A 19,467-nucleotide genomic window follows, 5' to 3' on the forward strand; every position below is an offset into this window, starting at 1 on the left:
ATTTGGTTTGGATGCAAGTAATGGGCAGAAATACCTCGCAACAGTGCCAGAGAAAGCACGCTCGAAGGCACTGTGGAAAGGCGTATTTGTACGCGTTTACCTCGACTGGGAGCAACGCGAGCCGTGGATGCTTTCACGATCTCATGGGTGAAGCTGGATAAACAGCTCAGAAGACTGACCTCGAACTTGATCTTTCAGCACTCGGCTTTCGAAGATGGATTGAGTGAACACAAAGCGCTTCAGCGCACCTGTCTCTAAAACCTGACACGCCTTTGACTGAGCACCATTACCCAGCTTCAGCCGTAGCAAGCGCCTGTGCGACGGCTGACAACAAATCTGCGCGCTGCACAGGTTTCATCAACCTGATATCTTCGGGCCGCAGTCCGTTGCCATGCACAGTAGCTTCGCTCGCGTAGCCCGACATAAAGACGACGGGAAGGTCAGAGCGCAGTTTGCGAAGCGCCTTTGACAGATGCGTCCCTTGCAGTTTGCCGGGCATCACGATGTCTGTCAGCAGCAGATCAAAGCTTTGGTCATCCTCGAAAATTTCAAGCGCGCGATCACCGGTTTGCGCGGCGGTCACATCATAGCCGGCTCGCTCTAGCATAATCACAAGCGTGTCTCGGACGGCCTCCTCATCTTCGGCCAGCAGTATACGGCTTGCGGTAGCGCCGGTTTTGACGCCTTCGGCAATCGCGCGATCAGCAAGCTTTTTGGCTTCTCCGGTGACGGGGAAATACAGTTTGAACGTCGTGCCCTCCCCCACTTCGGAATAGACTTGCACCGATCCGCCAGATTGCTTCATGAAACCCGCGATCATCGCAAGTCCCAGCCCCGAACCCGATCCAGGTGGCTTGGTCGTAAAGAACGGCTCAAAAACCGTCGCCAGATTTTCGGCGGATATGCCCTCTCCGGTGTCGCTTACTGCAAGCATGACATAGCGACCGGGGGTGAGCTCTTCTTGGCGCTGATCTATATAGGCTTCGTCAATGCGAACGTTTGCGGTCTCGATCGTCAGATTCCCGCGCAACGCCATTGCATCGCGTGCATTCAAGATAAGGTTTAGCAGCGCGCTTTCGAGCGAGCTGCGATCCGCCAGAATGGGCCACAGCCCTGCGAGAAGCGAAGTTTCAACCGAAACGCTCTCGGGCAAGGTGCGCCCCATCCAGTTTTTTGCCTCGCGGACGACATTGTTCAGATCCAACACCTCTGGCGTCAGCCGTGCTTTGCGCGCAAAGGCGAGGAGGTTTTTGGTCAAATCAGCCCCACGCATGGTGGCTGAAATTGCAGCATCTAATAACTCTTGGCGCGTTTCAGGGTCATTTTCATCAGCGAGAAGTTCAAGATTTCCCAACACGACAGCGAGCAAATTATTGAAATCATGCGCCACCCCTCCAGTCAGCTGGCCGATGCTTTCGCTTTTCTGCGCGCGATAGGCAATTTCGCGTTCTTTTTCGGCTTGCTCTTGGATGTGAACCTCGGAAGTGACATCAAGAACAATCGCCTCAATGAGGTCACGCCCTTCAATGTGCGTTGCGCTGCCGTGAAAATCCAACCAACGGGTTTCGCCATCGCGCGTCGTGGTTTGGTAGCGGTGCGCAATTGGTTCGCCCGTGTCCAGCGCCCCGAACAATAGTGCAATGAAATCATCAAGGTCCTCGGGATCATGCGCATTAAAGAGCAACCAATTATCTGCATAGAACTCTTGGTCTGTGTAACCCCAAATCGTCTGACATTTAGGGCTAATAAACGTCAGCAAAGGTGTGTCCCGATCCGTCAAATCCGACTGAATCACGACGCCGGGCAGATTTTCAGCCATTAGCGCTAGACGCTTTTGCGTATTCAGATGGTTCAGCTCTTCTTGCCGTATATCCGTCAAGTCTGATTGCACACCGATAATCCGCAGGGGTTTTCCGTCAGCATCATACTCAGCGACCCACGAACTGCGCACAAAGCGCGTCTGCCCGTCAGGGCGAATAACGCGAAAATCGAGCGTGCTGCGATCAGTGACGCCCGTGTCAGCCTTTTTTATGTCAGACTGCAAGCGTGGCAGGTCTTCAGGATGGATGAGATCTTCCCATATCGCGGCGGGAACCAGACCAGCTGACATATCCAGCCCATAGGTCTCGATCAGGCCCGCATCAAAATACACGTTGGTCTTACCGACAAACCGTTCAAACACCCCCATCCCAGAATTCTGCAACGTGAGATCTAGTCGTTTGGACAGTTCAGCAGATCGCGAAGCCTCGCTTGCAAAGCGCTCGGCATACTTCAGAATTTGCCAAGTCAAAAGAATGGAAGCGATCCCAACAGCCGCCAAAATCGAGGCCATCTTTCCAGCTATCAAATATCCGTTTCCGACCGGAATTTGGCTGCCCGCGACAATGATTGGCACCGAGAAAAGGAACGGAAATATGCACACCAAATATATGATCGCTTTTAGCGGTATGCGCGGCCAGGATTGTGGTGGCACAATATACTGCACGAGCACGCCAACCGCTGGAATCGCAAGATTGATATAGATGCCGAGAATCGGGATTTGCCCGCTATTTATCGTCGCATACCACGCCGCAATAAGCCCCGTGATTACGCCCCCGATCGGTCCACCCAGATAACCCGCAAAGATGAGAGGCCCGGCGTTCGCATCCAACGGCACATTGCGTGGAGGCATGATGTAAGCGTTGATCCCAAGCGAAATGACCAAGATGCCGAAAACAAGTCCGATCAGGACCTGTTGCAATCGCCTTTTGGATTGCAGATGCCGCGACACGAAGATTGCGTAACACAGCGCGCCCGCGAAAAGTAGAGAGGTCAGACTTTGAAATATTGATACAAACATAAAGCACCAACCTAACAACGGCAGATTGTATTATTTTGCGTAGCGCAGACCAATCGCCATAAAATTACATTTCAGTTTTTACTAAAATACCCAAGAATCCGAATTAATCCACTCTTGCTTTCATATAGGCGCCAATCGCTAACGTATTGGCTGCAAGGGCAGTTCCGCTAAGTTTCCTTTAGCTTTGCCATGAGGTGGTGAAATTTCTCGCCCTGAACGGCAACATGTCCACGCAATGTCTCCGCGGCAACTTCACGATTTCCGTCACGTAGGGCGCGCACAACCTTTTGGTGTTCCGCCATTGATTGCTTCATGCGTCCGCGCAGATGAAGCTGCACACGGCGAAACGGCTTGAGGCGACGATGCAGCTTTTGCGTCTCTTGCTCAAGAAAACCGTTCCCCGAAGCACGATAGATCAGGTGATGAAAATGCTCGTTCTCGTGGTAATAGAGGTCGGGATCTTCCTGATCTATTGCAGCTTGGCATTTGCTATTGGCGGCATCCAACTGCTCTAGCGCTTCATCGGAAATTCGCGCCGCTGCGAGCCGCCCGCATGCTGCTTCCAGTTCAGCCATTGCCTCGAACATTTCCAAGAGCTCCACAGGCCCCGGTTGTCGTACAAATGCACCGCGCCGGGGTTCTTGTGTGACAAGACCCGAAGTAGCGAGTTTTTGGATCGCCTCGCGAACTGGGGTGCGCGACACACCGAACCGCTTGGCCAATTTGATTTCATCCAGCCTTTCGCCGTCACTTAGCTCTCCGGTGAAAACCAGATGTTCGAGCTCTTTGGTGATTTTATCAGCGGTGCGTACGGTCATGGGCAGATCATACTTAAGAAAGGCAAAAGTACAATTGTGTAATTCTTGTATACAAGATTGTTGACTTGTGATGCAGGATGCTTAACCCTGCGTCAATACCGCGCGATTCGAGTCGCGCTGTATTCCAGGGGAGGAACAAAAATGAATAAGCTCACGCTAACCGCCGCGGCGGCTGTCATGTCTATGGCAGCAAGTGCCGGAACCGCAGAAGAATTGCGCCTGTCGCATCAGTGGTCAAACCAGGATATCCGCAACCAAGTCGCACAGATGGTCGCCGATGAAGTGGCAGCCGCAGACGTTGACCTTGAAATCAAGATTTTCGGTTCACAGTCACTATTCAAAGCACGCGAACAATACACACCGCTGAGCCGTGGACAGTTGGATATGACCATCTTGCCGTTGTCCTACGCAGGCGGCCAGCAGCCCGCATATAACCTGACGCTGATGCCCGGATTGGTGAAAAATCACGATCACGCCGCACGTATGAATGAGTCACCATTTATGGCCGCCCTCGAAGAGAAAATGGCCGAAGACGATGTTATGGTGTTGGTGCACGGTTATCTCGCAGGTGGTTTCGCTGGCAAAGACGGCTGCATTACCGGACCAGACGACATCGATGGTCTGCAAACACGTGCCGCCGGTAAAGCATTCGAACAGATGCTCGCGGGCGCTGGTGCCTCTATCGCCTCGATGGCTTCGTCTGAAATCTACAATGCGATGCAAACTGGCGTCTTGGACGCTGCGAATACGTCGTCATCATCCTTTGTTTCGTATCGGATTTACGAACAGGTTGCCTGCTACACCCCAGCGAGCGACATCGCCCTGTGGTTCATGTATCAGCCCATGCTGATCAATAAATCCACCTTTGAGGCCCTGAACGAAGATCAGCAAGCCGCCCTCTTGGCCGCTGCAGAAAACGCACAGGCCTATTATCTTGCTGAAGCCAAAAAAGAAGACGCTGCATCCGCAGATGTGTTTCGTGAGGCCGGTGTCGAAATCGCGGCGATGAGCCAAGAGGATTTCGACGCATGGCGCGCCTTGGCCCAAGAAACGTCTTACGCACGTTTTGTCGAAGAAACCCCAGATGGTCAGGCGCTGCTTGACCTTGCTCTCGCGGTGGAATGACCGCAACGGGCGGCGCAAGTCGCCGCCCAATTTCGACGACATACAGGCAAAAAAGGGTGAGTAATGACTGGCCACCATGATGCACGTGCATCCCATACGGGGAATAACCCCTTTCTCAAGGCAGTTGCCGCCTTATCCACCCTTGCGGGCTGGGCAGCATCGGCAATGATTGTGGTCGCGGTTGCCGTGACCTGCCAGATGATCTTTGTGCGGTTTGTGCTGAACCAATCAACGATTTGGCAAACTGAAATGGTGATCTACCTTGTGATCGCTGCGACGCTCGTGGGTTTGCCATATGTGCAGCGCTTGCGCGGGCATGTGAATGTGGACCTCATTCCCATCCTGTTGCCAACCAAGGCGCGGTATTATCTGTCGATTGTAACCCTATCCATGTCGATCGCGATCATTGGCGTCATGCTGTGGTACGGATACGAATTCTGGCACTTTGCGTGGGATCGCGGCTGGCGTTCTGACACCGTATGGGGGGTGCGGTTGTGGATACCATATCTATCCCTGCCAGTAGGATTGGGGCTGCTAATGCTTCAACTTATTGCCGACCTCGTCGCGATTATCCTCAAAATTGATCAACCTTTCGGACTGGAGGATCGCTGATGGATCCGCTCTTGCTTAGTGGCCTTGTCGCTATTTTCACAATCATCGTTCTCTTTTCCGGCGTTTCCGTTGCTATCGGGCTGCTGATCGTATCGGCTGGATTTCTGATCGTCTTCGACGGCACCCGCTCTCTCGAATTGATGCCTGAAATTCTATTCGGTAAGCTTGATAACTTTGCGCTTTTGTCGATCCCGATGTTCATCATCATGGGGGCCTCAATTGCGTCAACGCGCGCAGGCGCCGACCTCTATGAGGCGTTAGAGCGCTGGCTCACCCGCATTCCCGGTGGGCTGGTTGTGTCGAACCTTGGGGCCTGCGCGCTCTTTGCTGCGATGTCCGGGTCAAGCCCTGCGACATGTGCCGCCATCGGCAAGATGGGCATCCCAGAGATGCGCAAACGCGGCTACCCAGATGGCGTTGCCGCGGGTTCAATCGCGGCGGGGGGCACATTGGGCATTCTGATCCCGCCATCTGTCACCATGATCGTCTACGGCATCGCAACCGAAAGCTCGATTGGGCGGCTCTTTCTTGCGGGCGTGTTGCCCGGCTTGATGCTGGTGGGGTTGTTTATGGCTTGGTCGCTCTATTCAACCGCACGTTCAGGGGACAGGGCATTGTTGAACACTACGAGCTATAGCTGGCGCGAAAAGTTCGAAATTCTGCCCCGCGTTGTACCATTTTTGCTGATTATCTTGGGTGTGCTTTACTCTATGTACGGTGGGATTGCGACGCCATCCGAAACCGCAGCGGTTGGCGCCCTGCTTTGCATGATGATTGCAATGGTCATCTACAAGCTGTGGCACCCGCGTGATTTGTGGGTCGTACTACGCGACAGCACCAAAGAATCCGTGATGATCCTGTTCATCATCGCTGCGGCAGGCGTGTTCTCTTACATGCTGTCGAGCCTGTTCATCACACAATCCATTGCAGCATGGATCGCAGAACTAGACGTGAACCGCTGGGTCTTGATGGGGGCGATCAACGTATTCCTGCTGATTGCTGGGTTCTTTTTGCCACCGGTCGCCGTGATCTTGATGGCCGCGCCAATTTTGCTGCCGGTCATTGTAACTGCGGGATTTGATCCGATCTGGTTCGCAGTGGTGCTGACAATCAACATGGAAATCGGCCTGATTTCCCCACCCGTTGGCTTGAACCTCTATGTGATCAACGGCATCGCACCCGATATTCCGCTGAAAACAATTCTGGTGGGTTCATTGCCCTATGTCGCCTGCATGGTGATCGCGATCATACTGCTCTGTCTGTTTCCAGGCATCGCGACTTGGCTGCCCGACCTTGTCATGGGAGCCGCAAGATGAGCCTGCTTGCCGATCTACTATCATCCGTATTCGATCGATCCACACGTACCGCAAGCGATACGCAATGGGACAATCGACCGATCAACGAATTGGTTGCGGATTTGACCGGCAACCATGGCGAAGTACGGGGCATGACGCTCGCCCGGCAAATTCTGGATCGCTACGCGGCAATGGACGCAGAGGAAAAACGCGCGTTCTTTTTGCACCTCGCGAGCGGTCTGGACATTGCGCCTGAAACTGTGCGCGCAGCGCTGGCCGACTATGAGGCAAGCCCGTCAAAGGCGACTTATCGCAGTTTTATGGCGGCCGCAGAGCCACCAAGACAAGAATTGATCCGCCGCCTAAACCAAGTTCCCGGTGCGACGGAACGGCTGGTCAGAATGCGTCATGATCTGTTGGCCATGGCCAAGGATGATGCGTCGCTGGCCGCTTTGGACCTCGATTTCCGGCATCTGTTTTTGTCGTGGTTCAATCGCGGTTTCTTGGTGCTGCGCCCAATCAATTGGTCCAGCCCTGCACAAATCCTAGAGAAAATCATTGCCTACGAAGCTGTGCACGCAATTGATAGCTGGGGTGACCTGAGGGGTAGAATGCAACCAACGGATCGTCGGTGCTTTGCGTTTTTTCACCCTGCTATGCCCGATGAGCCGCTCATTTTTGTTGAGGTTGCCCTGACCCAAGGGATACCCGGATCAATTCAAGCCGTGCTCGCCGATGAACGCGACCCGCTGAGCGCGGATCGTGCTGACACGGCTGTGTTTTACTCCATCTCTAATTGTCAGGCCGGGTTGGCGGGGATTTCATTTGGCAACTCTTTGATCAAACAGGTCGTGGATGATTTGTCGCGCGAACTGCCCGGCCTTAAGACATTTGTCACGCTTTCGCCGATACCGGGGCTAAGCAAATGGCTCACTGCCGAGGGGCTTAGTGAGACAGCAACCGACGATAAAATCGCGAGCCTAGCTGCGCGTTATTTGCTCAATGCGAAACGCCCGAACGGCGCACCTCTGGATCCCGTTGCCAGATTTCATTTGGGGAACGGCGCAAAAGTGCACGCCGTCCACGCAAATGCCGATACCTCGCCCAATGGATTGACCCAATCGCACGGCGCGATGGTGAACTATCTTTACGATCTCGCTGCAATCGCGCAAAACCATGAGCGCTTTGCAGCATCAAACGCAATTGCGGCATCATCCGACGTCAAAGCGCTGGCGCGTGCCGCGGAAAAACCGGACACATAAGGAACCTCTCGATGGTCAACCCACTCTATGATACATTGTTTGGTCGTCACGCCGGCAAAACGACCCCGTTCTTGCACCTGCCAGACGGTTCAACAATCACACACAAGGATTTCCTTGCGCGCACAGCACGTTTTGCCAACGCGATCACAAGTCTCGGGGTAAAGCCCGGTGACCGGCTGGCAGCACAAATTGATAAATCCGCTGATGCATTGGTTCTTTATGCGGCCTGCGTTCAGGCGGGGGTCATATTTTTGCCGCTGAACACAGCCTACACCGCTGACGAAGTCTCATACTTCATCGACAACAGCGGCGCGTCGCTATTTGTTTGTCAGCCAGCACAGCGCGAAAATTTGGATAGCTTGTCAAAAGCCACAGGCACGCGACTTGAAACGCTGGGGACTGATAATTCAGGCAGCCTTGCCGATATCGCCAACCAACAGAATGACAGCTTTGAAACGGTTGCGCGTACGCGTGATGACCTTGCTGCGTTTTTGTACACCTCTGGCACCACAGGTCGTTCAAAGGGAGCAATGCTGACACAGGGCAATCTGCTTTCTAACGCGACCACATTGGTCGAGGCGTGGTCATTTAGCAGCGATGATGTCTTGCTGCACGCGCTACCGATCTTTCACACCCACGGGTTATTCGTGGCGGTGAATGTCACCCTATTGGCCGGTGGTTCACTGATCTTTATGCCGAAATTTGATCAAGACCAGATCATCGCCAATCTGCCACGCGCGACCACAATGATGGGTGTACCGACGTTCTACACCCGGCTCTTAGACGATCCGCGCTTTACCCAAGAACTGGCCCAGCACATGCGGCTGTTCATTTCGGGCAGCGCGCCATTGTTGGCAGAAACGCATATCGCGTTTGAGCAGCGGACGGGCCTGCGCATTCTCGAGCGATACGGCATGACCGAAACGAATATGAATACCTCTAATCCCTACGATGGAGACCGCCGCGCGGGAACGGTTGGGCTGCCTTTGCCCGGCGTGGAACTAAAAATCACCCACCCTGTAACTGGCGAAACCCTACCCAACGGCGAAGTCGGTCAAATCGAAGTGCGCGGCCCCAATGTCTTTGTGGGCTATTGGCAAATGCCCGAAAAAACCGCCGAAGAACTGCGCGAAGATGGGTTCTTTATTACCGGTGACCTCGGCACCATCGATGACGATGGCTATGTGACGATCGTTGGACGGAACAAGGATCTGATCATTTCGGGCGGGTTTAACATCTACCCCAAAGAAATCGAACTGGTCATCGACGAACAACCCGGCGTGCTGGAAAGCGCTGTGATTGGTGTCCCGCACCCCGATTTTGGCGAAAGCCCTGTTGCGATCATCGTTGCCCAAAATGGTGCGACGCCAGACTTGGACGCAATTGCCGGTACAATGCAGCAGTCTTTGGCGCGGTTTAAACAACCCCGCAAGCTCATCATTGTGCCAGAGCTACCTCGCAATACGATGGGTAAAGTGCAAAAGAACGTCCTGCGTGACACCTATGCGGATGCCTTTGTCGCCTAGGGGTTAGATCCCAAAGATCGGCTGCAAAATGCGGGGCACCAGCGAAGTAAAGCGCAAAGGAGCATCCGTCGCAGCAAGGCAGATACACGGGTCACCACCATCCGCAATCGGCGTATGCTCGAGGTCTTGATCAGCGACCTCGAGATCGCCAACGCCGTAGTGGCCCGTTTCATCGCTAAAACTGCCTTGCAACACTAAGGTCAATTCAAGCCCATTGTGACCATGGTCCGGCACGGCCTGCCCCGGTGGGATGTACAGCAAACGCACGCTACCTTCGCTGCCGCCAGACAAGATAGATTGTTTGACGCCCAGCCCTAGTGACCGCCAACGCGGTGCCTTGCCGCGCAGGGCCTCGACCACGGGACCGGGGTAAATGCCTGACCGCTCAAAACGGGGCGCAGGCACAGTGGGTTCATCAAGCAGTGCCATCACATCGGATTTCAACCCACCAGAAATGGCAACGGCATTGCTCGTTTCCAAAACGGCGCCGCCTGCGGCCTGATGCGCCTCGAACCCGGCACGGCAGGTCAAGCACATTGAAATATGCGCAGCGACAACCAACGCATAGGGGTGTGGCAGGTTACCGGCAGCATAGGATGCCAACAGCGCATCCGGCATATGATGTCCGATCTGGTTCATCTTAACGCATGTCCTTCAACTCGTGACGCAATCGCTCCAGCCCAAGGCGGATACGCGATTTTATCGTCCCCAGCGGTAGCCCGGTCTGAGAACTGATTTCCTGATGGGTCAATTCCCCCATGTATGCTTTTTCAATGACTTCACGCTGATCTGGGGCCAGCTTGTTTAACGCGGTTTTGAGATGCCCAGCCTCTTGTTCAAGTGCAACGATCTGACTGGCGTCTGCTTCGGTCTCGGGGTCTTCTTGCAATTCTTCGGGCATGGGCCGCCCTTCTTTGCGGATCATATCAATCTGCCGATTGCGGGCGATTTGATAGATCCATGCCGAAACCTGCGCCCGCGCTGGATCGAACTGACCAGCCTTGCGCCAAACGGTCAGCATTACATCCTGCACGATCTCTTCAGCTTGACCTGAACTAGTGCCAGAACGCATCACAAAACCCTTGAGCCGGGGAGCAAAGAAATCAAACAAACGCGCAAATGCCTCGCGGTCGCGATCGTCACGCACCGACAGCATCCAAACCGTCTGCTCCGAAATCTCCGGTGTTCGTGGCGCCACCTTTACAATATCCTTCTGCAGCCCTGCCCCAGAGCTTGGTTCTATCAGATCTATATCAGGGCCTGCATGCAACATACTCACTTTACGCTGGCAGAGGAAAGTTGGATCAAAATTGATCCGAATTTTCTTTGGCACCGTACCTAGACTGAATACCCAAAGGAGCCCGCATGTCACTTGATGTTCAACCACCACGCCCGCAGCGCATTGCCATTATCGGCGGGGGAATATCCGGGCTTTCAGCAGCTTATCTTTTGGCACCGCACCATTCCGTCACGTTGTATGAGGCTAGCGCGCGCTTGGGTGGGCATGCACGTACGGTCAATGCAGGGCTCAACGGTGACCGACCCGTCGACACTGGGTTTATCGTCTTTAACTACGCCAATTATCCGCATCTGACCCGCATGTTCCGCGATCTGGATGTGCCTGTGATCAAGAGCGACATGTCGTTCGGAGCATCGATCAACAACGGCGAGATTGAATATGGCCTGCGCAACCTTGGTGCTCTGGCCGCGCAACCGCGCAATTTGCTGCGCCCCGGATATCTGCGGATGATCCGTGACGTGTTGCGGTTCAACAAAATTGCAGAGGAAAACGCAGAGCGATCAGACGCGACCATCGGTGAAATGATGGACGAACTTCAACTTGGTGACTGGTTTCAGCGCTACTATCTGATGCCGCTTTGCGGGGCCATCTGGTCAACGCCCCCGGCCGAGATCAGGTCATTTCCGGCCCGCGCATTGGTTCAGTTTTTCCGCAATCACGCATTGCTTAGCACCTCTGGCCAGCATCAATGGTGGACGGTCGATGGTGGCAGCATCGCCTACGTCAGCCGGCTCGAAGCATTTTTGCGCAGTCGTGGCGTCGCAATCCGCACGCAAACACCTATTCAAAGCGTCACCAGAAGCACCAACGGTGCAACGCTTTTCTGCGACGCCCACGAGCCAGATACATTTGATCAAGTCATCTTTGCTTGTCACTCGGATCAAGCACTGCAACTTTTGACGCAACCAACCCCCCAAGAACAATCCGCCCTCTCTGCCATTCGTTTTCAGAACAACGCGATGTTCCTGCATCGCGACGTCAACCAAATGCCCCGGCGTAAATCCGTCTGGTCAAGCTGGGTTTACAAAGCCGACACAACCAAGCCCGAACCCGCAATTGGCGTGACTTATTGGATGAACAGATTACAGAACATCCCAAATGACGATCCGCTCTTTGTGTCGCTGAACCCGTCCGCAGCCATCCCGGATGAACTGATCTATGATCAAAAAACGTTCAGGCATCCGGTCTTTGACGGCCCAGCCCTGAACGCGCAAAAGCAACTGCGCGAAATGCAAGGTTTGAACAACACGTGGTTCGCGGGTGCCTACACGCGGCATGGGTTCCACGAAGACGGATTCGCAAGCGCCGTGCGGATCGCGCGGGCTATGGAATACGTCCCCCAATGAAGCACCCCCCCGAACATATCGTAGGCGTTACCACCCACGCCCGTCGCGGAAACATCCGTAACGCGTTTAGCTATGGCGTCGACTTTGTACTGATTGATCCAGAGGATGCGGTGCGTGGACCTAGGTTGTTTTCGCGTAACCGGTTTAATCTTGCTGCAGTTTATGACCGCGATCATGGCGGTGAACTGCGCAAAGGTCGCGGCCCCGGCTGGGCGCGCGATATCCTTGCCTCAAATGGGCTACGCACCGCGCAAACCCAGATATTGTTGCTCACCCAACCCCGATTGTGGGGCCAAGTATTCAACCCGGTCAGCTTTTGGCTTGCGTTTCAAGATGATGCGCTGGTCGCCGTAATCGCAGAGGTATCGACCCCATTCGGTGACAGACATTCCTACCTTTGTCATAATCCCGACTTCACCGAGATCACGTGTAGCTCGAAAATTTCAAAACCGAAATCGCTGCATGTATCACCATTTCAGGAAATCGCTGGCGGCTACGATTTTCGGTTTGATATCCGTCCAGACCAGATCGCTATTCGGATCATTCACACCAACAATGACCAAGGCGTCGTCGCGACGCTCTCTGGGCCGCGCAGGCCAATGACCAACATCAGCCTTTGCAAGGCCGCGTTGCGGCGGCCATTTGGCGGCCTGCGCACCCTTGCACTCATCTACTGGCAGGCGCTGCGCCTGAAACTCAGGGGCGCGCAATACCGCACCCGACCAACTCCCCCCAAGACCGAGGTTACCTAATGTTTTTTATTACCAAACGCGTCAAAAATGATTTTCTGGAAACCTGCGCGCAAATACACAGCGGGAGCCTTCGTCTGAGAACCCCAGAAGGTGAAATCTATGATTTCGGCCACGGGCAACCTGCGGCAGAAATGCAAATCCATGACTGGGCGGCGATCACAGCAATTGCTGCACGCGGCGATATTGGGATGGGCGAAACTTATGTAGAGGGTCTGTGGGATACCTCCTCGATCGAAACCTTGACCGAGGTTGCGCTGCTGAATCTCGAACAGTTCGATGGCTATGCCTATGCAGGTTTCTGGAACACGCTTAAATTTCGTGTGGTCAATCGGCTCATGCGGGCAAATTCTCTTAGGGGTTCGGCACGCAATATTCGGGCGCATTACGATGTAGGTAACGAATTTTACCAACTGTGGCTGGACGAAGGGATGACCTATTCCTCAGCAATGTTTACCGAAGACGATGATGATTTGGGGCGGGCGCAAGACCGCAAATATGACCGTATCCTCAATCGCTTGAACAACGCTGAACGCATCCTCGAGATCGGCTGTGGCTGGGGTGGCTTTGCCGAGCGCGCCGCAAACACCGGGCGACATGTTACAGGGATTACGATTTCCCCAAGCCAAAAGGGCTACGCAGACGCCCGGCTAGATGGGCGCGCCGATATTAAACTGCAAGACTACCGCAAAAGTTCGGGCAAATTCGATAATATCGTTTCCATCGAAATGATCGAGGCCGTGGGCGAGGCTTATTGGCCGACGTATTTTGCAACGATCAAAGCACGGCTTGCCGAACACGGTAGTGCGATGATTCAGGCGATCACAGTGCCTGACAGCTATTTCCCGATCTATCGACGCGGCACGGATTATATCCGCCAATACACCTTCCCGGGCGGTATGCTCTTGTCGGACCAAGTCATTGCGGATCAGGCGTCGCGGGCGGGGTTGATCATGCGCGACCATCACAGCTTTGGCGCAGATTATGCAAAGACGTGTAGCATCTGGCACGACCGGCTGACCGGGATGTCAGAGCGCGTCAAAGAACTGGGGTATGACGACAAATTCATCCGCAATTGGCGGTTTTACCTAAGCATCTGCGCCGCATCGTTTACCACCAAACAGACCGACGTTGTTCAAGTAGAGCTATGTCATGCCTGAACGCATTTGGATCATCGGCGCGAGTGACGGAATTGGCGCGGCGCTCGCCCGTTCATGGGCGGCGGCTGGGGCGCATCTTATTCTGTCGGCCCGTTCGACAGACAAATTGAATGATTTAGCCCAAAGCCTTGGCCCTGATCATCACGTTGTTCCCATAGATGTGGCTGATCGACATAGCGTGGATCAAGCGACACTAGAAATTGCACAGCTCGGACAGGTTGATCGCATCGTTCATCTTGCAGCGCTCTACGACCCGGGCAAGGTCACCGAAGTATCGGCGGACGCGGCAGCCCAGATTGTTACTGTGAACCTAACTGGTAGCTTTCATATCGCGCAGATCGCACCCAAAGTTCTACGACCCGGCGGTCAGCTCGCACTCTGCGGATCGGTTGCAGGTTATGTCGGGCTGCCACAGGGGCAGATTTATTCCGCCACCAAAGCGGGCGTGATCAATCTCGCGCAATCGCTACGCAGCGAAATGGCCGGCAAAATCGATGTACGGCTGATCAACCCCGGATTTGTCGATACGCAGCTAACGCAAAAGAACACATTCGACATGCCCGCGATGATCACACCAGAGGCCGCCGCGCGCGCGATCATTAAGGGTCTCAATCAGCGCAGGTTCGAAATCCACTTTCCCCGGCGCTTTACCTATTTCCTCAAGCTGCTAAGCGCGCTGCCCTATTGGGCGTCACTGCCAATCATGCGCCGCTTGACCACCTAGAAAGACAACGCCCATGCAAACGCTACTTCTGTATCTCTCAACCGCTGTGGTATTCTTTATCACCGACGCCGTCGGGCTGCGCCTGTTGATCAAACCCGTCTTTGAAAGGCATATTGACCACCTGTTTGCCGACCCGTTTCGCGTGGTGCCCGCAGCGCTGTTCTATCTTGGATATGTGGCCGGGGTGTTATGGTTTGTGTCACTGCCTGCCCTTCGCGCAAATGACCCGATGGCGGCGCTGGTGAACGGTGCATTACTGGGGCTGTTGGCCTATGGCACGTACGAATTCACGAATTACGCGACCCTGCGCGACTGGTCGATTCAGCAGGTTGTGATTGATACGATCTGGGGTGGCCTACTGACCGGTATGTCAGCCTGGGCGGGAGTAAGCATTGTACGTGCGATCAGTTCGACGTGACCGCACGCATCATTGCACTAACGCAAACGCAATTCGGTTTGCGCATCAAACAGCATGACCTCTGACGTATCAAAACTAAGAGAGACAGCATCGCCCTCTCTCATCCGTTCGACACCGCGTTCTTCGATCACAACTTTTTCGCCGGTGGCGGTGACAACGTGGGTATAGCTTACCCCGCCCAGCGCCTCGGAGAGTTCGACCTTTTGCGCGCCACCTGCGGTCAGCTGGCAATGCTCTGGACGAATACCGACTGAAACCTCGCTACCTTCGGGCGGCAGGTTCACATCAACAGTGATGGTTTGCTCAAGAGAGGGCAGATAGACCTTGCCGTCAGCGACCTTGCCCGCAAGAAAGTTCATCGAAGGCGACCCGATAAAGCCCGCAACGAATTTGTTATCGGGATCACGGTACAGGTCTAGCGGCGCGCCTACCTGCTCGATTTTGCCAGCCCGCAACACGACGATCTTGTCTGCCAATGTCATGGCTTCGACCTGATCGTGCGTTACATAGATCATGGTAGCGCCGATTTCTTTGTGTAGGCGCGCGATTTCAACGCGCATTTCGACACGCAATTCGGCGTCAAGATTCGACAGTGGCTCATCGAACAAGAACACCTCGGGGCCACGGACAATTGCACGGCCAATTGACACCCGCTGACGCTGACCACCAGACAGGGCGGCGGGTTTGCGGTTCAAGTATTCGTCCAGTTTTAGAATACGGCTGGCTTCCGCGACTTTGGTTTCAATTTCGGCCTTCGGGTAGCCGTTCATCTTTAGGCCAAAACCCATATTCTGCTTAACAGTCATATGCGGGTATAGCGCATAGGTCTGGAAAACCATCGCCACACCTCGGTCGGCGGGTTCCATCCGGGTCACGTCACGATCGCCGATTGCGATCTTGCCACCTGTGGTTTCCTCTAGCCCTGCAACCATCCGTAGCAGCGTGGATTTACCGCAACCCGAGGGGCCGACGAACACACAAAATTCACCGTCTTCGATTTCTAGATCCACTCCGTGGATGACCTGCACGTCTCCGTACTTTTTAATCACATTGTTCAGCGTAACACCGGTCATTGAACTCTCCCTAAGCGGTGACTTTGATTTCGGGGAAACGCCAATTCTGGGTCTCTCGCGCGATTTGATGTGCGGTTTCGCGGATCAGCGGCACGAATGTGTCCAGCTTCTCCAGCGATGTTCGCAAGGTTGAAGACGTGACCGAAATCGCCCCCAGCACACGGCCAGAGTCGTTTCGAATCGGCAGGGCGACGCAGATGATCCCCGGCTCGTGTTCTTCACGGTCATAGGCGTGACCGCGTTCACGAATTGCTACAAGTTCAGCGCGCAGGGCCGCCTCGTCGGTCATCGTCCCGTCAGTAAAACGGTGCCATGACTGCTGGGCCAAAACACCAGCGAGTTGATCGTCCGGCAGGTAAGCCATCATCGCCTTGCCAACGCCTGTGCAATAGGCAGGGCCAACTTTGCCCGCTTCTGAATACATCGGCAGATGCTGGGTCGCATTGCGTTTATCGACATAGATCACTTGCGCATGATCTAACTGCGCCAGGTGGACGGTTTCACCCGTATTTTCAGATAGTTTATCCATATATGGCCGCGCGATTGGGGCCAAAGAGCTGGTCCGCCATGCGGCATGGGCCAAACAAACCAACCTCACTCCCATAGAATATGTCCCGCTGTCGGGGTCATATGACAGCATGCGCTGCTTCGTCAGTGTTTGCAGCAAGCGATAAAGCGTTGCCTTAGGGTATTCGCTCTTACCTTGCAGTTCACTAAAGCGCACGGGTCGCTCAAAACTCGCGACCTCCTCAAGCACCGCAAGCGCCTTACCAACTGTTCCGTCTGCGTTCGTTTGCATGTGGCCTCCCTACCCCGAGCAATCCGAGGAACCTATTGACAAGCCTATACCGATCAGGGTTAAGGTTTCAATATTAGAAATGCGGTTCCACTATGTGAAACTACAGAAAGTTTCCACAGAACCGTAGGGAGCACAAAAGGGAGGACACCATGCGTTCCATGAAGAAGCTAATGCTGGCCGGTTTGGCCACGACAACAATGCTCAGCACGCCCGCATTCGCCGAAGGGCTGTCTGGCGAACTGCGTATTTTCTCTGACATGTCGAACCCTGCGCCACGCGCAGTGATGGAAGGCATGGTCGAGCGTTTCGGTGCGATGCACCCCGATCTGGACATCGAACTGACCGTCATCGACCGCGAAGCCTATAAAACGCAGATCCGCAACTTCCTGTCCGCTGACGCGCCTGATGTTGCGAACTGGTATGCTGCGAACCGCATGGGTCCATACGTCAGCGCCGGCCTATTCGAAGACATCTCTGACCTATGGGCAGAGCCAGAGTTCGAAGCACTGGCATCAACCAAAGGCGCGATGACCATTGATGATAAGCAGTGGGGCGTTCCCTACACATACTACCAATGGGGCGTTTACTACCGTCAGGACATCTTTGAAGAGCTGGGCCTGAGCGCACCAACAACGTTCGAAGAAGAACTGGCCAACTGTCAGGTTATCGTCGATTCCGGTCGCGCGTGTTATACGATTGGCTCCAAGTTCCTTTGGACCGCCGGCGGTTGGTTCGACTATCTGAACATGCGTACAAACGGCTATGATTTCCACATGGAACTCGCCCGTGGAGAGGTCCCTTGGACAGACGACCGTGTACGCGAAACATTTGCCAACTGGCGCAAGCTAATCGACATGGGCGCCTTTATTGACGACCACCAGACCTACAGCTGGCAAGAAGCCCTGCCATTCATGATCAATGGCGATGCGACTGCTTATCTGATGGGTAACTTCTCGGTGCCGCACTTCCGTGATGGCGGCCTGACAGATGACCAGCTTGGGTTCTATCAGTTCCCTGTGATCAACCCTGATGTGCCAATGGCCGAAGACGCGCCAACAGACACGTTCCACATTCCTGCGAACGCGCAAAACAAAGAAGCCGCACGTGAATTCCTGCGCTTTGTTGTCTCTGCGGATAACCAGACAATGATCAACGCAGGCGACGCGCTGGGTCAGTTGCCAGTCAACGCAGAGTCATCCGTTGACGAAGACAAGTTCCTCGAAGCTGGCTTTAGCATGTTGTCGAACGACGCACCGGGCGGCGTTGCACAATTCTTTGACCGGGATTTCTCGGCTGAGATGGCAAAGGCCGGCATGGAAGGCCTGCAAGAGTTCATGGTCTACCCAGACAACCTGGATGACATCCTTGAGCGTCTTGAGTTCGTTCGTCAGGACACAGCCCAATAATCAACACAAGCGCGGGGCGGCATATGCTGCCCCCGCCTTTGCCCCAACTGCAAGCACCTGCTTTGCGGGTTTTTGCACTTGGGACACGAGGAGTAGAAAATGACCGACACAACGGCGGCTGCGTTAGACCACAGTTGGTTCCATAGAAATCGAAAAACAATCACACCTTGGCTGTTCCTGCTACCAGCCATTCTGTTTTTCACTGTCTATGTGATCTATCCGATCATCCAAAGCATCAGCCTATCCTTTTACAAATGGGACGGTCTGGGCGAGGCTGAATATGTTGGTATTGCAAACTATGAGCGGCTAGCAAATGACCGCGCGTTTACTGTGTCTCTTGTCAACAACCTCAAGTGGCTTTTGCTGTACCTGCTGGCGATCCCCGCTGGGTTGTTTATCGCACTGTTCCTGAACCAAACTGTGCGCGGCATTCGTATCTACAAGTCGCTATTTTTCTTTCCCTTCGTGATCTCTCAAGTGGTCGTTGGCCTTGTGTTCACGTGGTTCTATGATCCTAACTTTGGGCTTTTGAACGGGATCTTGGGCAGCGTTGGGCTTGGGCCGATCAACGTGCTAGGTGATCCGGCATTGGCGACCTATGGGATCATCGCGGCGGGTCTGTGGCCGCAAACCGCATATTGCATGATCTTGTATCTCACCGGCCTCAACGCCGTTGACCCCGAACAGATCGAGGCAGCCCGTCTTGACGGTGCCAAAGGCTGGCGCATGCTTTGGCACATCATCATTCCACAGCTAAAGCCTGCCACGTTCATCGCCTTTGTTGTCACCATCATTGGTGCGCTACGGTCGTTCGATCTCATCTCAATCATGACGAATGGTGGGCCGTTCGGATCAACCCGCGTGCTGTCGTTCTACATGTTTGAAAAGGCGCTGTCCGAATACGGGTTCCGCATGGGTTACGGCGCGGCCATCGCAGTTGTTCTGTTCTTCATCATGTTGTTCTTCATCGCCTATTTCCTATGGTCGATGTACCAAGACGAGAAAGGTCGCTAAG

At 54.3% G+C, this 19,467-nt stretch carries 18 protein-coding genes; 12 read left to right on the forward strand and 6 right to left on the reverse strand.

Translation table 11 applies throughout. From position 1 onward, the window contains the following. Window positions 1–286 precede the first annotated feature (286 nt). Both TW80_RS17655 and TW80_RS09285 read right to left on the reverse strand, forming a co-directional pair. Window positions 287–2,770 carry a PAS domain-containing protein gene (locus tag TW80_RS17655; protein WP_204218488.1) on the reverse strand — a complete coding sequence of 828 codons (2,484 nt, stop codon included), beginning with the start codon at window positions 2,768–2,770 and terminating at the stop codon, window positions 287–289. Between the two features lie 236 nt (window positions 2,771–3,006). Next, on the reverse strand, window positions 3,007–3,657 hold the full coding sequence (locus TW80_RS09285) for a GntR family transcriptional regulator (RefSeq protein WP_045997143.1): 651 nt from the start codon (window positions 3,655–3,657) through the stop codon (window positions 3,007–3,009). Window positions 3,658–3,798: 141 nt separating this feature from the next. On the opposite strand from TW80_RS09285, the gene dctP reads away from it, so the two are divergent. The 5 genes from dctP (at window position 3,799) to TW80_RS09310 (ending at window position 9,477) form a co-directional block, all read left to right on the forward strand. Next, entirely contained in the window at window positions 3,799–4,782 is a 984-nt protein-coding gene (dctP, locus tag TW80_RS09290) for a TRAP transporter substrate-binding protein DctP (RefSeq protein ID WP_045997144.1), read from the forward strand. A gap of 63 nt (window positions 4,783–4,845) precedes the next feature. Next, entirely contained in the window at window positions 4,846–5,394 is a 549-nt protein-coding gene (locus tag TW80_RS09295; protein WP_045997145.1) for a TRAP transporter small permease, read from the forward strand. Then, complete coding sequence (locus TW80_RS09300) at window positions 5,394–6,710, forward strand: TRAP transporter large permease (RefSeq protein WP_045997146.1); 1,317 nt, start codon at window positions 5,394–5,396, stop codon at window positions 6,708–6,710. The genes TW80_RS09295 and TW80_RS09300 overlap by 1 nt, the downstream gene beginning before the upstream one ends. Beyond that, window positions 6,707–7,951, forward strand: a complete 1,245-nt coding sequence (locus TW80_RS09305) for a malonyl-CoA decarboxylase (RefSeq protein ID WP_045997147.1) — start codon at window positions 6,707–6,709, stop codon at window positions 7,949–7,951. Before TW80_RS09300 ends, TW80_RS09305 begins: the two co-directional genes overlap by 4 nt. 11 nt (window positions 7,952–7,962) lie before the next feature. Further along, the gene (locus TW80_RS09310) at window positions 7,963–9,477 is read left to right on the forward strand and encodes a malonate--CoA ligase (protein ID WP_045997148.1); all 1,515 of its coding nucleotides are present in this window, start codon (window positions 7,963–7,965) and stop codon (window positions 9,475–9,477) included. A 3-nt stretch (window positions 9,478–9,480) separates the two neighbouring features. On the opposite strand, the gene TW80_RS09315 is transcribed toward TW80_RS09310, so the two are convergent. Both TW80_RS09315 and TW80_RS09320 read right to left on the reverse strand, forming a co-directional pair. Then, on the reverse strand, window positions 9,481–10,116 hold the full coding sequence (locus TW80_RS09315; protein WP_045997149.1) for a ChrR family anti-sigma-E factor: 636 nt from the start codon (window positions 10,114–10,116) through the stop codon (window positions 9,481–9,483). A 1-nt stretch (window position 10,117) separates the two neighbouring features. After that, on the reverse strand, window positions 10,118–10,633 hold the full coding sequence (locus tag TW80_RS09320) for a sigma-70 family RNA polymerase sigma factor (RefSeq protein WP_045997607.1): 516 nt from the start codon (window positions 10,631–10,633) through the stop codon (window positions 10,118–10,120). 209 nt (window positions 10,634–10,842) lie between these two features. On the opposite strand from TW80_RS09320, the gene TW80_RS09325 reads away from it, so the two are divergent. From TW80_RS09325 to TW80_RS09345, 5 genes are read left to right on the forward strand one after another with little or no spacing between them, the layout of a single operon-like run. Continuing rightward, on the forward strand, window positions 10,843–12,123 hold the full coding sequence (locus TW80_RS09325) for an NAD(P)/FAD-dependent oxidoreductase (protein WP_045997150.1): 1,281 nt from the start codon (window positions 10,843–10,845) through the stop codon (window positions 12,121–12,123). Then, window positions 12,120–12,875 carry a DUF1365 domain-containing protein gene (locus TW80_RS09330; RefSeq protein WP_045997151.1) on the forward strand — a complete coding sequence of 252 codons (756 nt, stop codon included), beginning with the start codon at window positions 12,120–12,122 and terminating at the stop codon, window positions 12,873–12,875. Before TW80_RS09325 ends, TW80_RS09330 begins: the two co-directional genes overlap by 4 nt. Next, window positions 12,875–14,032: an SAM-dependent methyltransferase gene (locus TW80_RS09335; RefSeq protein ID WP_045997152.1), complete on the forward strand. Its 1,158-nt coding sequence runs from the start codon at window positions 12,875–12,877 to the stop codon at window positions 14,030–14,032. Before TW80_RS09330 ends, TW80_RS09335 begins: the two co-directional genes overlap by 1 nt. Next, window positions 14,025–14,756 (forward strand): SDR family NAD(P)-dependent oxidoreductase, encoded by a 732-nt coding sequence (locus TW80_RS09340; RefSeq protein ID WP_045997153.1) that lies wholly within the window; start codon window positions 14,025–14,027, stop codon window positions 14,754–14,756. The genes TW80_RS09335 and TW80_RS09340 overlap by 8 nt, the downstream gene beginning before the upstream one ends. A 13-nt stretch (window positions 14,757–14,769) precedes the next feature. Continuing rightward, window positions 14,770–15,174: a DUF2177 family protein gene (locus TW80_RS09345; RefSeq protein WP_045997154.1), complete on the forward strand. Its 405-nt coding sequence runs from the start codon at window positions 14,770–14,772 to the stop codon at window positions 15,172–15,174. A 17-nt stretch (window positions 15,175–15,191) separates the two neighbouring features. Here the strand turns inward: TW80_RS09345 and TW80_RS09350 are convergent, their stop codons facing one another. Further along, entirely contained in the window at window positions 15,192–16,247 is a 1,056-nt protein-coding gene (locus TW80_RS09350; RefSeq protein WP_045997155.1) for an ABC transporter ATP-binding protein, read from the reverse strand. A gap of 10 nt (window positions 16,248–16,257) precedes the next feature. Further along, the gene (locus tag TW80_RS09355; protein WP_045997156.1) at window positions 16,258–17,046 is read right to left on the reverse strand and encodes an IclR family transcriptional regulator; all 789 of its coding nucleotides are present in this window, start codon (window positions 17,044–17,046) and stop codon (window positions 16,258–16,260) included. Between the two features lie 149 nt (window positions 17,047–17,195). On the opposite strand from TW80_RS09355, the gene TW80_RS09360 reads away from it, so the two are divergent. Both TW80_RS09360 and TW80_RS09365 read left to right on the forward strand, forming a co-directional pair. Then, entirely contained in the window at window positions 17,196–18,452 is a 1,257-nt protein-coding gene (locus tag TW80_RS09360; protein ID WP_045997157.1) for an ABC transporter substrate-binding protein, read from the forward strand. Window positions 18,453–18,551: 99 nt separating this feature from the next. Continuing rightward, entirely contained in the window at window positions 18,552–19,466 is a 915-nt protein-coding gene (locus TW80_RS09365) for a carbohydrate ABC transporter permease (RefSeq protein WP_045997158.1), read from the forward strand. Window position 19,467 lies beyond the last annotated feature (1 nt).

The organism is Loktanella sp. S4079, assembly GCF_000967725.1.
Classification (GTDB): domain Bacteria; phylum Pseudomonadota; class Alphaproteobacteria; order Rhodobacterales; family Rhodobacteraceae; genus Yoonia.